Origin of the sequence: Streptomyces sp. NPDC017520, from assembly GCF_044329855.1 — a bacterium.
In the GTDB taxonomy this organism is placed as follows: domain Bacteria; phylum Actinomycetota; class Actinomycetes; order Streptomycetales; family Streptomycetaceae; genus Streptomyces.
Genome location: NZ_JBIRKB010000013.1, coordinates 154447 through 167325 on the forward strand (window position 1 = coordinate 154447; position 12879 = coordinate 167325).

Genomic DNA, 12879 nt, shown 5'->3' on the forward strand with positions numbered 1-12879 from the left:
CGCCTCCCGGAAGTCGTAGCTGCCGTCAGGGCGCGGAGTCCGGCATCAGCCACACTCCAGCCCGTCCGGCGTTCGCCGGACATCAGCCAAGATCAAGCCCGTCCGGCGATTGAGGACAAAGCCTCGGCCCCGGCCCGGGGGCACCCTGAAAACCGGGGCACCCCTGCCGGAGGCGACTCAGTACTGCTCGGTCTCCACGAAACCGGCGTCCGCGTCGTCGTCGGCGCCGAAGGCGTCGGCGGCGGCGGTCGGGTCGAAGCCGGGAGGCGAGTCCTTGAGCGCGAGGCCCATACCGGCCAGCTTCGCCTTGACCTCGTCGATCGACTTGGCGCCGAAGTTGCGGATGTCGAGCAGGTCCGCCTCGGAACGGGCCACGAGCTCACCCACGGAGTGGATGCCCTCGCGCTTGAGGCAGTTGTACGACCGAACGGTGAGCTCCAGCTCCTCGATCGGCAGGGCGAGATCGGCGGCGAGCGCGGCGTCCGTCGGGGACGGGCCCATGTCGATGCCCTCGGCGTCGATGTTGAGCTCGCGCGCCAGACCGAACAGCTCGACCAGGGTCTTACCGGCCGACGCCATGGCGTCACGGGGACGCATGGCCTGCTTGGTCTCGACGTCGACGATCAGCTTGTCGAAGTCGGTGCGCTGCTCGACACGGGTCGCCTCGACCTTGTACGTGACCTTGAGCACCGGCGAGTAGATGGAGTCGACCGGGATCCGGCCGATCTCCTGGCCGACCTGCTTGTTCTGGACGGCGGAGACGTAGCCGCGACCGCGCTCGACGGTCAGCTCCATCTCCAGCTTGCCCTTGCCGTTGAGCGTGGCGAGAACGAGGTCGGGGTTGTGCACCTCGACACCGGCCGGGGGCGCGATGTCGGCGGCGGTGACCAGACCCGGGCCCTGCTTGCGCAGGTACATCACGACGGGCTCGTCGTGCTCCGAGGAGACGACCAGCTGCTTGATGTTGAGGATGAGGTCGGTCACGTCCTCCTTGACGCCCGGCACGGTGGTGAACTCGTGCAGGACCCCGTCGATCCGGATGCTGGTGACAGCGGCACCGGGGATCGAGGAGAGGAGGGTGCGGCGGAGGGAGTTGCCGAGGGTGTAGCCGAAGCCCGGCTCCAGCGGCTCGATCACGAACCGGGAGCGGAACTCGTCGACGACCTCTTCGGTCAGCGACGGACGCTGAGCGATAAGCATGCGGTGATCCTTCAGTCGTGGGCACCCACTATTTGATGCCCGACAGATGTAACAAGGGTACGGGCGGCACGCCCCGTAAGAGGTGTACCGCCCGGACCGAACGCTACTGACGCACGGCCGTCACCGGCCGCGACGCATCAGACGCGGCGACGCTTCGGCGGACGGCAGCCGTTGTGCGGCGTCGGGGTGACGTCCTGGATCGAACCGACCTCCAGGCCCGTGGCCTGGAGGGAGCGGATCGCGGTCTCACGGCCGGAGCCGGGACCCTTGACGAAGACGTCGACCTTGCGCATGCCGTGCTCCTGCGCGCGGCGGGCGGCCGACTCGGCGGCCATCTGCGCGGCGAAGGGGGTGGACTTGCGCGAGCCCTTGAAGCCGACGTGGCCGGCGGAGGCCCAGGAGATCACGTTGCCCGAGGGGTCCGTGATCGAGACGATGGTGTTGTTGAACGTGCTCTTGATGTGCGCGTGGCCGTGAGCGACGTTCTTCTTTTCCTTGCGACGCACCTTCTTGGCTGCGCCCTGACGACCCTTGGGGGGCATGTCTTGACTCCAGATGGAGAGGGGAGGTGATCGGTCCTACAGCGAAGACCGCTGGTTGCTGCGGGTTCCGGAGAACCGGAGGTCCGCAGTGCGTCCGCTGAGGACTACTTCTTGCCCGGCTTCTTCTTACCGGCGATGGCGCGACGCGGGCCCTTGCGGGTACGCGCGTTCGTGCTGGTGCGCTGACCGTGGACCGGCAGACCACGGCGGTGACGAATGCCCTGGTAGCAGCCGATCTCGATCTTGCGGCGAATGTCGCCCTGGACCTCGCGGCGGAGGTCACCCTCGGTGCGGAGGTTGGCGTCCACGTACTCGCGGATCTTGACGAGGTCTTCCTCGGCAAGGTCGCGGACGCGGGCGTCCGGGTTTACGCCGGTCGAGGCGAGGATCTCCTTGGATCGGGTGCGCCCGATACCGAAGACGTAGGTGAGGGCAACCTCCACGCGCTTTTCGCGCGGGATGTCAACACCTGAAACGCGTGCCATTCAATGGCTCCAGTTGTTAGATCGGGGGTCTTCCGCAGTGCCACTCCCGACCGCCGACCGCTCACGAGGAGCAGTGGTACGTCCGGGTCCCCGGCCCCCGCCGGAGGTGTCGTCAGCCGTGGCTTGGACGGGCTCTGCGTATGTACGTATTACGTGCGTCGCGCGAAGAGCTGCGAGATGCAGGCGGTCGTGCGTCAGCCCTGGCGCTGCTTGTGGCGCAGGTTGTCGCAGATGACCATGACCCGACCGTGACGGCGGATCACCTTGCACTTGTCGCAGATCTTCTTGACGCTCGGCTTGACCTTCATGGGATGTCAGGTTCTCCGGGTCAGTGCCATCACCCGCCGAAACGGGGTGCCGGCAAGATCTACTTGTAGCGGTAGACGATCCGGCCACGCGTCAGGTCGTACGGAGAGAGCTCCACCACGACCCGGTCATCCGGGAGGATGCGGATGTAGTGCATCCGCATCTTGCCGCTGATGTGCGCCAGGACCTTGTGACCGTTCTGGAGCTCCACCTTGAACATTGCGTTCGGGAGGGACTCGATCACGGTGCCCTCAATCTCGATGGCACCTTGCTTCTTGGCCACGCTTCGCCTTTCGAATCGGCTACCTTGATCGGCTCTTGATTGTCGGTGTGCTGATATGCGGGCACACTGATGCACGAGAGCCGACGAGTCAGTCTACGTCAGCGGACTCCAAAAGACGAATCCGTCAAGTTTGCCCAGCCGGGGTGATCCTTAGACCTCCCGGAAGGGTCACATCACCCGAGCGGGTCGGGCGCCGCCTCCACGCCGTACTCCGCGAGCTTCGCCCTGCCGCAGTCCGGGGCGGTCAGGACCAGCGGGCCCTGCTCGGTCAGCGCGATGGAGTGCTCCCAGTGCGAGGACCAGGTGCCGTCCGTCGTGATGACCGTCCAGTCGTCGCTCAGGGTCTCCGTCCGCGCCGTGCCGAGCGAGACCATGGGCTCGATCGCCAGGCAGACGCCCGGGACCAGCTTGATGCCCTTGCCGCGCTTGCGGGAGACGTAGTTCAGCAGATGCGGGTCCATGTGCATCTCGGTACCGATGCCGTGGCCGCCGAAGTCCTCGATGATCCCGTACTTGCCGGTCGCCGGGCGGGGCTGGCGGCGGATGTAGGACTCGATCGCCCGGGAGATGTCGACGAGGCGGTTGTTCACCTTCATCGCGGCGATCCCGGCCCACATGGACTCCTCGGTCACCCGGGAGAGCTCGATCAGCTCCGGAGCGTGACCGGTGCCCACGAAGGCGGTGTAGGCCGCGTCGCCGTGCCAGCCGTCGACGATCGCGCCGGCGTCGATCGAGATGATGTCGCCGTCCTTCAGAACCGTCTTCTCGTCCGGGATGCCGTGGACGACGACCTCGTTGACCGAGGTGCAGATGGTCGCGGGGAACCCGCCGTACCCGAGGAAGTTCGACTTGGCGCCGTGGTCGGCGATCACCTTGCGGGCGACCTGGTCCAGGTCGTGCGTGGTGGCCCCGGGCACGGCCGCCTCACGGGTGGCGGCGTGGATGGCAGCGACCACCAGGCCCGCCTCGCGCATCTTCGCGATCTGCTCGGGGGTCTTGATCTGCACCATTGCTCGGCGCCTCTCTGCATCGACGGTGACGGGGTACGGCTCGGCGTGTTCAACGATACGGGCGCAAGCAGTCGGCCGCGGCGCCCTGAGAGGCGCCGCGGCCGGCTTGCACTACGGGTGGTGCGGGGGTGACGCTCAGCCCTCGCGGGAGGCCTTCAGCGCCTCCATGGAGCGGGCGGTCACGTCCGCGACCTCGCCCAGCGCGGAGATGGTCACCACGAGGCCCTGGGCCCGGTAGTAGTCGATGATCGGCTCGGTCTGCGTGTGGTAGACCTCCAGCCGCGTACGGACCGTCTCCTCGCTGTCATCGTGCCGCTGGTACAGCTCGCCGCCGCAGACGTCGCAGACGCCCTCGGTCTTCGGCGGGCTGTACGAGAGGTGGAAGACGTGCGCGCTGTCCTTGCGGCAGACGCGGCGACCCGCGATCCGCTTCACGACCTCGTCCTCGGGGACCTCGAGGTCGAGCACCGCGTCCAGCTTCACGCCCTCGTCCTTGAGCATCACGTCAAGGGCTTCGGCCTGGCCCACGTTCCGCGGGAAGCCGTCCAGCAGGAAGCCGCCCACGGCGTCCGACTGGGCCATACGGTCCTTGGCCATCCCGATGGTGACCTCGTCCGGCACCAGCTGTCCCGCGTCGATGTACTCGCGGGCCTGCTTGCCAAGGTCGGTGCCCTGGCTCATGTTGGCGCGGAAGAGGTCGCCCGTGGAGATGTGCGGAATCGAGAGGTTCTGAGCAAGGTACGCAGCCTGCGTTCCCTTGCCGGCACCCGGAGGCCCGACGAGGACGATTCGCATCAGCGGAGGAACCCTTCGTAATTGCGCTGCTGGAGCTGACTCTCGATCTGCTTCACGGTTTCCAGACCCACACCCACGATGATGAGGATGCTCGTCCCGCCGAAGGGGAAGTTCTGGTTAGCCCCGCCGAAGCCTGCCAACGCCATCGTCGGCACCAGAGCGATCAGGCCCAGATACAGCGAGCCCGGCCAAGTGATCCTGTTGAGCACGTAGCTCAGGTACTCGGCAGTAGGTCGACCTGCCCGGATACCCGGGATGAAGCCACCATACTTCTTCATGTTGTCCGCGACTTCGTCGGGGTTGAACGAAATAGCGACATAGAAGAAGGCGAAGAACACGATCAGGACGAAGTACGTCGCGATGTAGTACGGGTGGTCACCGGTCACGAAGTTGTCCGTGATCCAGGTCGCCCAGCCCGCCTGCGAGTTGGAGAACTGGACGATCAGCGCCGGGATGTAGAGCAGCGACGAGGCGAAGATGACCGGGATCACACCCGCCTGGTTCACCTTCAGCGGGATGTACGTGGACGTACCGCCGTAGGACCGGCGTCCGATCATGCGCTTCGCGTACTGCACCGGAATGCGGCGCTGGGCCTGCTCGACGAAGACGACGAGGCCGACCATCACGAAGCCGATGAGGATGACCGTGCCGAACTCGATCCAGCCGTCGGCCAGCTTGCCGCTCTCCTTGATGGCCCACAGGGCGCCGGGGAACGTGGCCGCGATCGAGATGAACATGAGGATCGACATGCCGTTGCCGATGCCGCGGTCGGTGATCAGCTCACCGAGCCACATGACGGCGGCCGTACCGGCGGTCATCGTGAGGACCATGATGATCGTGGTGAAGATCGACTTGTCCGCGACGATCTGGCTGCCCACGGAACAGTTCTGGAAGAGCGCACCGCTACGGGCGGTGGCGACCAGGCCGGTGCCCTGGAGGATGGCCAGCGCGACCGTCAGATAACGCGTGTACTGCGTGATCTTCGCCGTGCCGGACTGCCCCTCCTTCTTCAGGGCTTCCAGGCGCGGGATCACGACGGTCAGCAGCTGGAGAATGATGCTCGCCGTGATGTACGGCATGATGCCGAGCGCGAAGATGGTGATCTGCAGCAGGGCGCCACCGCTGAACATCTGCATCAGACCGAGGAGGCCACCCGAGTCGGCCTGGTCGATGCACTGCTGCACCTTCGAGTAGTCGACTCCAGGGGCCGGGACGTGCGCCCCGAGCCGATAGATCACGATGATGCCGAGCGTGAAGAGCAGCTTCTTGCGCAGGTCGGGCGTCTTGAACGCTCGGGCGAACGCGGTGAACACGGTGCCTCCTGCGACCCCCGCGCTATGCGTCAGAGGCGACGGGTCTGGATGGGACTGGATGGGATCGGATACAAGGCAGCCCTACATCGTAAGGAGGCCACAAAAGATTAACGGCGCCACCCTACCCGGCCCAGGACTGAGCAGGAAACACGCGCCGCACACCGGTGTACGGTCCGCTTCCCGGCCCGCGCCGCGAAAGACCGGCCAAGCCACACCATTTGGGACGTGAACGCCCCTCCGCTCCCCCACCGCCGGTGCGGTGGACACCCGTTCAACCTTTCCCGAGCCTTTACGGTTCCCGTACAGCGGCACAAACGCAGAAAAGCCTGGCCGGCCACCTCCGAAGAGGCAGCCGGCCAGGCTCAGTTCTGTCCCGCGGCTCAGACGAGCTCGGTGACCGTACCGCCGGCGGCGGTGATCTTCTCCTTGGCGGAGCCGGAGACGGCGTCAACCGAAACCTGCAGTGCCACGGAGATCTCGCCCTGTCCGAGGACCTTGACGAGGTGGTTGTTGCGCACAGCGCCCTTGGCGACCAGGTCGGCCACCGTGACCTCTCCACCCTCGGGGTAGAGCGTCGCGAGCTTGTCCAGGTTCACGACCTGGTACTCCGTGCGGAACGGGTTCTTGAAGCCCTTGAGCTTCGGGAGACGCATGTGGAGGGGCATCTGGCCACCCTCGAAGCGCTCCGGAACCTGGTAACGAGCCTTCGTACCCTTGGTACCACGGCCTGCGGTCTTACCCTTGGACGCCTCACCACGACCCACACGGGTCTTGGCGGTCTTGGCGCCCGGGGCAGGCCGGAGGTTGTGGGCCTTCAGCGGGCTGTTCTCCGCCATGTCAGTCAACCTCCTCAACCGTCACGAGGTGGCGGACGGTCTGAACCATTCCGCGGAACTCGGGGCGGTCCTCCTTGACAACCGAGTCGTTCAGGCGCTTGAGCCCGAGCGAACGCAGGGTGTCGCGGTGGTTCTGCTTGCTGCCGATGTACGACTTCGTCTGCGTGATCTTGAGGCGAGCCATTACGCACCCGCTCCCGCACGTGCACGAAGCAGAGCCGCGGGGGCGACGTCCTCGAGGGGCAGACCGCGGCGGGCCGCGATCTCCTCGGGACGCTGCAGGCCCTGGAGGGCCGCCACGGTCGCGTGCACGATGTTGATCGCGTTGGACGAACCAAGCGACTTCGACAGGATGTCGTGAACGCCTGCGCACTCGAGCACGGCACGCACCGGGCCACCGGCGATAACGCCGGTACCGGGGGACGCCGGCTTGAGCAGGACGACGCCCGCGGCCTTCTCGCCCGTGATCGGGTGAGGGATGGTGCCCTGGATGCGCGGGACCTTGAAGAAGTTCTTCTTGGCCTCTTCGACACCCTTGGCGATGGCCGCGGGAACTTCCTTGGCCTTGCCGTATCCGACACCGACGGTGCCGTCACCATCGCCCACCACGACCAGCGCGGTGAAGCTGAAGCGACGACCACCCTTCACAACCTTGGCGACGCGGTTGATCGCGACGACGCGCTCGACGTACGCGGTCTTCTCGGCGGCGCTGGCGCCACCGTCACGGCCCTTCCGGTCCCGCCGCTCGCCGCCACCGGCACCGCTTCCGCGGCGCTGGGGTCCAGCCATTGGAATTACCTCTCTCTGTTACGGACGCTGTGCGTAGGAACCGGGGCTTAGAACTTCAGCCCGGCTTCACGGGCGGCGTCAGCCAGAGCGGCAATCCGCCCGGCGTACTGGTTACCACCGCGGTCGAACACGACGGCCTCGACGCCTGCGGCCTTGGCACGCTCGGCGACCAGGGCGCCGACCTGCTGGGCCTGGGCGCTCTTGTCACCCTCGCCACCACGGATCGAGGTGTCCAGGGTCGACGCCGACGCGAGCGTGTGGCCCGCGATGTCGTCGATGACCTGGGCCACGATGTGGCGGTTGGAACGCGTCACGACCAAGCGAGGACGCTCCGGCGAACCGGAGATGTGCTTGCGGACGCGGATGTGGCGGCGCTTGAGAGCGGCACGCTTGTACGCGTCGCCCTTGGCGATCTTCACACCGTATGCCATGGCTACTTACCAGCCTTTCCGACCTTGCGGCGGATGACCTCGCCCGCGTACTTGACGCCCTTGGCCTTGTACGGGTCGGGCTTCCGCAGCTTGCGGATGTTGGCGGCTACCTCGCCGACCTTCTGCTTGTCGATGCCCTCGACGCTGAGCTTCGTGGGCGACTCGACCTTGAAGGTGATGCCTTCCGGAGCCTCGATGAGGATCGGGTGGCTGTAGCCCAGGGCGAACTCCAGGTTGGAGCCCTTCGCCTGGACGCGGTAACCGACACCGCTGATCTCGAGCGCCTTGGTGTAACCCGTGGTCACGCCGGTGATCATGTTCGCCACCAGCGTGCGGGACAGGCCGTGGAGGGCCTTGTTCTGACGCTCGTCGTTCGGGCGGGAGACGTTGAGCACGCCGTCCTCACCCTTGGAGACCTCGATCGGCGCGGCAACGGTGTGCGTGAGGGAACCCTTGGGGCCCTTCACCGCGACCGTGCGGCCATCGATGGTGACGTCCACACCGGCGGGAACCTGGATGGGGAGCTTGCCGATTCGCGACATGAGCTTTCCTTCCTTTCCCGACTACCAGACGTAGGCGAGGACTTCCCCACCTACGCCCTTCTTGCCTGCCTGCTGGCCGGTCAGGAGGCCGTGGGACGTGGAGATGATCGCCACGCCCAGGCCGCCGAGAACCTTCGGCAGGTTGGTGGACTTTGCGTATACACGCAGACCCGGCTTCGAAATCCGCTTGATGCCGGCGATCGAGCGCTCGCGGTTCGGGCCGAACTTCAGCTCGAGGACGAGGTTCTTGCCGACCTCGGCGTCCTCGACCTTCCAGCCGGTGATGAAGCCCTCCTGCTGGAGGATCTCCGCGATGTGCGACTTGATCTTGCTGTGCGGCATCGAGACATCGTCGTGATATGCCGAGTTCGCGTTACGCAGACGCGTGAGCATGTCTGCGATGGGATCAGTCATGGTCATGAGTTGGCCTTCGGCCTCTCTCGCCGGGGTTTCCTGTATGCGCCATCCCTCTCCCCACTCAGTGGCGGGACGGGTGCGGTGCGGGGACCTACGGCGTAGTAAGTCGGTCTTGGGCGGCAGGCGCCCAACCCTTCAAGCCTACGGCATGAAAGGACGGGCTCCTGCCGACCCAGATGCTTACCGAGAGTCTCCGGAACTTCCCTTTGCCCGAGGGCAGAGGGGAGTTACCAGGAGCTCTTGGTCACGCCCGGCAGCTCGCCACGGTGAGCCATCTCACGAAGGCACACGCGGCACAGACCGAACTTGCGGTAGACGGAGTGGGGCCGGCCGCAGCGCTGGCAGCGGGTGTACCCGCGCACGCCGAACTTCGGCTTACGGGCGGCCTTAGCGATCAGAGCCTTCTTCGCCACGGTCAGTTCTCCTTGAACGGGAAGCCGAGGTGACGAAGGAGGGCACGACCCTCGTCGTCGTTGGTCGCCGTGGTGACCACGGTGATGTCCATGCCCCGGACCCGGTCGATCTTGTCCTGGTCGATCTCGTGGAACATGACCTGCTCCGTGAGACCGAAGGTGTAGTTGCCACGGCCGTCGAACTGCTTCGGCGACAGGCCACGGAAGTCGCGGATACGCGGAAGCGCGAGCGACAGCGTACGGTCCAGGAACTCCCACATCCGGTCACCACGGAGGGTGACGTGGCAGCCGATCGGCTGGCCCTCGCGCAGCTTGAACTGCGCGATGGACTTGCGGGCCTTCGTGACGGCCGGCTTCTGGCCGGTGATCGTGGTGAGGTCCTTGACGGCACCGTCGATCAGCTTGGAGTCGCGGGCGGCGTCGCCCACACCCATGTTGACCACGATCTTGACCAGACCGGGAACCTGCATGACGTTCTCGTACGAGAACTCCTCACGCAGCTTGCCGGCGATTTCCTCGCGGTAGCGCGTCTTGAGACGCGGCGCAGTGGTGGCAGTCATCAGATGTCCTCACCGGTCCGCTTGGCAACGCGGATCTTGTTGCCCTCGTCGTCAAAGCGGTAGCCGACGCGGGTGACAACCTTGTTGCCGTCCTTCTCCACGACCAGCTGCACGTTGCTGATGTGGATCGGGGCCTCGGTGGTGACAATGCCACCCGTCTGCGAACCGCGAGCCGTCTGACCGGCCTTGGTGTGCTTCTTGACCCGGTTGACACCCTCGACGAGGACGCGGTCCTGCGTGGGATAGGCCACGATGACCTTGCCCTGCTTGCCCTTGTCCTTACCGGTGATGACCTGAACCAGGTCGCCCTTCTTGATCTTCATGCTTACAGCACCTCCGGCGCGAGCGAGATGATCTTCATGAACTTCTTCTCGCGCAGCTCCCGGCCCACCGGGCCGAAGATGCGGGTGCCGCGGGGGTCGCCGTCGTTCTTCAGAATGACGGCGGCGTTCTCGTCGAAGCGGATGTACGAGCCATCCTGACGACGACGCTCCTTGACGGTGCGAACGATGACGGCCTTGACGACGTCACCCTTCTTCACGTTGCCACCGGGGATCGCGTCCTTGACGGTGGCGACGATGACGTCACCGATACCCGCGTAGCGGCGACCCGAGCCACCGAGAACACGAATGGTGAGAATTTCCTTCGCACCCGTGTTGTCGGCGACGCGCAGTCGCGACTCCTGCTGGATCACGTCTATCTCCTGATCGTCTGCCGGTTCCCGGCGGGTGCCTCTCCGTTACCGGGGAGGCACCCCACCGAGCCTGGCGGAACTGACCTGAGGGGAGAATCCCTCAGGAATTACTTGGCCTTCTCGAGGATCTCGACGATGCGCCAGCGCTTCGAGGCGGACAGCGGACGCGTCTCCATGATGATGACGCGGTCGCCGACGCCGGCACTGTTCTGCTCGTCGTGGGCCTTGAGCTTGTTCGTACGGCGGATGACCTTGCCGTACAGCGCGTGCTTGACGCGGTCCTCGACAGCGACGACGACGGTCTTGTCCATCTTGTCGCTGACGACCAGACCCTCACGGGTCTTGCGGAAACCGCGGTCGGTGTTCGTCTCAGTCACAGTCTTCTCGCTCATCAGGCGCTCTCCACCGTCTCGATGCCCAGCTCGCGCTCACGCATCAGGGTGTAGATCCGGGCGATGTCCTTACGGACGGACTTGAGCCGGCCGTGGTTCTCGAGCTGGCCCGTCGCCGCCTGGAAGCGGAGGTTGAACAGCTCTTCCTTGGCTTCGCGGAGCTTGTTGAGGAGCTCCTCGTCGCCCAGCTCGCGCAGCTCGGACGCCTTGGTACCGGCCGACATCACGACTCACCTGCCTCGCGCCGAACGATCCGGCACTTCATCGGAAGCTTGTGAGCAGCGCGGGTGAGCGCCTCACGAGCAATCTTCTCGTTCGGGTAGGACAGCTCGAACATCACCCGACCCGGCTTGACGTTCGCGATCCACCACTCGGGAGAACCCTTACCGGAACCCATGCGGGTCTCGGCGGGCTTCTTCGTCAGGGGACGGTCCGGGTAGATGTTGATCCAGACCTTGCCGCCACGCTTGATGTGACGGGTCATCGCGATACGAGCGGACTCGATCTGACGGTTCGTCACGTACGCCGGGGTCAGCGCCTGGATGCCGTACTCGCCGAACGCAACCTGCGTGCCACCCTTGGACATACCGCTGCGCTTCGGGTGGTGCTGCTTGCGGTGCTTGACCCTACGGGGGATCAGCATTTCGGTCAGGCCTCCGTTCCGGTGCTCTCAGCAGCCGGAGCAGCGGCGGCGGGGGCGTCGGCCTTGGGGGCCTCGGCTGCCGGCGACTGCTGCGGCTTACGGCCGCGACCGCCACGCTCGCCACCACGGCCGCCACCACGGCCGGCCGGGCGGTCGGTGCCGCCACGAGCCGGACGGTTGCCGGCGCGGGCCGCGGCGTTCTCGGCGCGAACCTCGGCGATGTTCTTGACGTCGCCCTTGTAGATCCAGACCTTCACGCCGATGCGGCCGAAGGTCGTCTTGGCCTCGAAGAAGCCGTAGTCGACGTTCGCGCGGAGCGTGTGCAGGGGCACGCGGCCCTCGCGGTAGAACTCCGAGCGGGACATCTCGGCGCCGCCGAGGCGACCGCCGCACTGGATCTTGATGCCCTTGGCGCCGGCCTTCATCGAGCTCTGCATGCTCTTGCGCATGGCACGACGGAAGGAGACGCGGGAGGAGAGCTGCTCGGCGACGGCCTGGGCCACCAGCTGAGCGTCCACCTCGGGGTTCTTGACCTCGAGGATGTTCAGCTGGACCTGCTTGCCGGTCAGCTTCTCCAGCTCGCCGCGGATGCGATCGGCCTCGGCGCCACGGCGACCGATGACGATGCCCGGACGGGCGGTGTGGATGTCAACGCGGACGCGGTCGCGGGTGCGCTCGATCTCGACCTTCGAGATGCCGGCCCGCTCCATGCCCTTCGTCATCATGCGACGAATGGCGACGTCTTCCTTGACGTAGTCCTTGTACAGCTTGTCGGCGTACCAGCGGGACTTGAAGTCCGTGGTGATGCCGAGCCGGAACCCGTGCGGGTTTACCTTCTGGCCCATTACCGGGTTCCTTCCTTGCTGCTGACGACCACGGTGATGTGGCTGGTCCGCTTACGGATCCGGTAGGCACGGCCCTGAGCACGCGGACGGAACCGCTTCAGGGTCGGGCCCTCGTCCACGTACGCCTCGCTGATGACCAGCGAAGAGGCGTCAGGGTGGTCGTAGTTGTGTGCAGCGTTGGCGATGGCGCTGTCCAGCACCTTGCCAACCGGCACGCTCGCGGCCTGCGGGGCGAAACGCAGGACCGCCTGAGCCTCCGTGGCATCCATGCCACGGATGAGGTCCACCACTCGGCGGGCCTTCATGGGCGTGACGCGGATGTACCGCGCCTGGGCCCTGGCTTCCATGGTTGTCCCTTCGGTGTGAGTCATAGTCGTTTCCAC

General features: G+C 65.8%; 23 protein-coding genes. All 23 read right to left on the reverse strand.

Annotation, left to right across the window (positions count from 1 at the left end):
• Positions 1-177: 177 nt before the first annotated feature.
• On the reverse strand, positions 178-1200 hold the full coding sequence (locus ACH4KB_RS27835) for a DNA-directed RNA polymerase subunit alpha (protein WP_003966937.1): 1023 nt from the start codon (positions 1198-1200) through the stop codon (positions 178-180).
• 137 nt (positions 1201-1337) lie between these two features.
• Entirely contained in the window at positions 1338-1742 is a 405-nt protein-coding gene (gene rpsK / locus ACH4KB_RS27840) for a 30S ribosomal protein S11 (RefSeq protein ID WP_003956432.1), read from the reverse strand.
• A 104-nt stretch (positions 1743-1846) separates the two neighbouring features.
• Positions 1847-2227 (reverse strand): 30S ribosomal protein S13, encoded by a 381-nt coding sequence (gene rpsM / locus ACH4KB_RS27845; RefSeq protein WP_007446719.1) that lies wholly within the window; start codon positions 2225-2227, stop codon positions 1847-1849.
• A gap of 194 nt (positions 2228-2421) precedes the next feature.
• The gene (gene rpmJ, locus ACH4KB_RS27850) at positions 2422-2535 is read right to left on the reverse strand and encodes a 50S ribosomal protein L36 (protein WP_003956441.1); all 114 of its coding nucleotides are present in this window, start codon (positions 2533-2535) and stop codon (positions 2422-2424) included.
• 59 nt (positions 2536-2594) lie between these two features.
• Positions 2595-2816, reverse strand: a complete 222-nt coding sequence (gene infA / locus ACH4KB_RS27855) for a translation initiation factor IF-1 (protein WP_003956442.1) — start codon at positions 2814-2816, stop codon at positions 2595-2597.
• Between the two features lie 173 nt (positions 2817-2989).
• Positions 2990-3826: a type I methionyl aminopeptidase gene (gene map, locus ACH4KB_RS27860; RefSeq protein WP_018960209.1), complete on the reverse strand. Its 837-nt coding sequence runs from the start codon at positions 3824-3826 to the stop codon at positions 2990-2992.
• Positions 3827-3961: 135 nt separating this feature from the next.
• Positions 3962-4621, reverse strand: a complete 660-nt coding sequence (locus ACH4KB_RS27865; RefSeq protein WP_398068621.1) for an adenylate kinase — start codon at positions 4619-4621, stop codon at positions 3962-3964.
• On the reverse strand, positions 4621-5934 hold the full coding sequence (gene secY / locus ACH4KB_RS27870) for a preprotein translocase subunit SecY (RefSeq protein ID WP_361873354.1): 1314 nt from the start codon (positions 5932-5934) through the stop codon (positions 4621-4623). The genes ACH4KB_RS27865 and secY overlap by 1 nt, the downstream gene beginning before the upstream one ends.
• 380 nt (positions 5935-6314) lie before the next feature.
• A complete protein-coding gene (gene rplO / locus ACH4KB_RS27875) occupies positions 6315-6770 on the reverse strand; it encodes a 50S ribosomal protein L15 (protein WP_003966942.1) in 456 nt (151 codons plus the stop codon).
• Between the two features lies 1 nt (position 6771).
• Positions 6772-6954 carry a 50S ribosomal protein L30 gene (gene rpmD, locus ACH4KB_RS27880; protein WP_006126892.1) on the reverse strand — a complete coding sequence of 61 codons (183 nt, stop codon included), beginning with the start codon at positions 6952-6954 and terminating at the stop codon, positions 6772-6774.
• Positions 6954-7559 carry a 30S ribosomal protein S5 gene (rpsE, locus tag ACH4KB_RS27885; RefSeq protein WP_003966944.1) on the reverse strand — a complete coding sequence of 202 codons (606 nt, stop codon included), beginning with the start codon at positions 7557-7559 and terminating at the stop codon, positions 6954-6956. The genes rpmD and rpsE overlap by 1 nt, the downstream gene beginning before the upstream one ends.
• Positions 7560-7606: 47 nt before the next feature.
• Positions 7607-7990, reverse strand: a complete 384-nt coding sequence (rplR, locus tag ACH4KB_RS27890) for a 50S ribosomal protein L18 (RefSeq protein WP_015610732.1) — start codon at positions 7988-7990, stop codon at positions 7607-7609.
• A 2-nt stretch (positions 7991-7992) separates the two neighbouring features.
• Positions 7993-8532 (reverse strand): 50S ribosomal protein L6, encoded by a 540-nt coding sequence (gene rplF / locus ACH4KB_RS27895; RefSeq protein ID WP_030579867.1) that lies wholly within the window; start codon positions 8530-8532, stop codon positions 7993-7995.
• A 21-nt stretch (positions 8533-8553) separates the two neighbouring features.
• Positions 8554-8952: a 30S ribosomal protein S8 gene (gene rpsH / locus ACH4KB_RS27900; protein ID WP_007446728.1), complete on the reverse strand. Its 399-nt coding sequence runs from the start codon at positions 8950-8952 to the stop codon at positions 8554-8556.
• Positions 8953-9176: 224 nt separating this feature from the next.
• Positions 9177-9362: a type Z 30S ribosomal protein S14 gene (locus tag ACH4KB_RS27905; RefSeq protein WP_003948630.1), complete on the reverse strand. Its 186-nt coding sequence runs from the start codon at positions 9360-9362 to the stop codon at positions 9177-9179.
• 2 nt (positions 9363-9364) lie between these two features.
• Positions 9365-9922, reverse strand: a complete 558-nt coding sequence (rplE, locus tag ACH4KB_RS27910) for a 50S ribosomal protein L5 (RefSeq protein ID WP_003966948.1) — start codon at positions 9920-9922, stop codon at positions 9365-9367.
• Positions 9922-10245 carry a 50S ribosomal protein L24 gene (gene rplX, locus ACH4KB_RS27915; protein ID WP_018960205.1) on the reverse strand — a complete coding sequence of 108 codons (324 nt, stop codon included), beginning with the start codon at positions 10243-10245 and terminating at the stop codon, positions 9922-9924. Before rplX ends, rplE begins: the two co-directional genes overlap by 1 nt.
• Positions 10246-10247: 2 nt before the next feature.
• Positions 10248-10616 (reverse strand): 50S ribosomal protein L14, encoded by a 369-nt coding sequence (gene rplN / locus ACH4KB_RS27920; RefSeq protein ID WP_003966950.1) that lies wholly within the window; start codon positions 10614-10616, stop codon positions 10248-10250.
• Between the two features lie 107 nt (positions 10617-10723).
• Positions 10724-11008, reverse strand: a complete 285-nt coding sequence (gene rpsQ / locus ACH4KB_RS27925) for a 30S ribosomal protein S17 (RefSeq protein ID WP_018960204.1) — start codon at positions 11006-11008, stop codon at positions 10724-10726.
• Positions 11008-11232, reverse strand: coding sequence for a 50S ribosomal protein L29 (rpmC, locus tag ACH4KB_RS27930; protein WP_003966952.1), 225 nt, complete (start codon positions 11230-11232; stop codon positions 11008-11010). Before rpmC ends, rpsQ begins: the two co-directional genes overlap by 1 nt.
• Positions 11232-11651 carry a 50S ribosomal protein L16 gene (gene rplP, locus ACH4KB_RS27935; protein WP_003966953.1) on the reverse strand — a complete coding sequence of 140 codons (420 nt, stop codon included), beginning with the start codon at positions 11649-11651 and terminating at the stop codon, positions 11232-11234. The genes rpmC and rplP overlap by 1 nt, the downstream gene beginning before the upstream one ends.
• A 5-nt stretch (positions 11652-11656) precedes the next feature.
• Positions 11657-12496 (reverse strand): 30S ribosomal protein S3, encoded by an 840-nt coding sequence (gene rpsC, locus ACH4KB_RS27940; RefSeq protein WP_018510593.1) that lies wholly within the window; start codon positions 12494-12496, stop codon positions 11657-11659.
• A complete protein-coding gene (gene rplV, locus ACH4KB_RS27945; protein WP_026290933.1) occupies positions 12496-12843 on the reverse strand; it encodes a 50S ribosomal protein L22 in 348 nt (115 codons plus the stop codon). The genes rpsC and rplV overlap by 1 nt, the downstream gene beginning before the upstream one ends.
• Between the last annotated feature and the right edge of the window lie 36 nt (positions 12844-12879).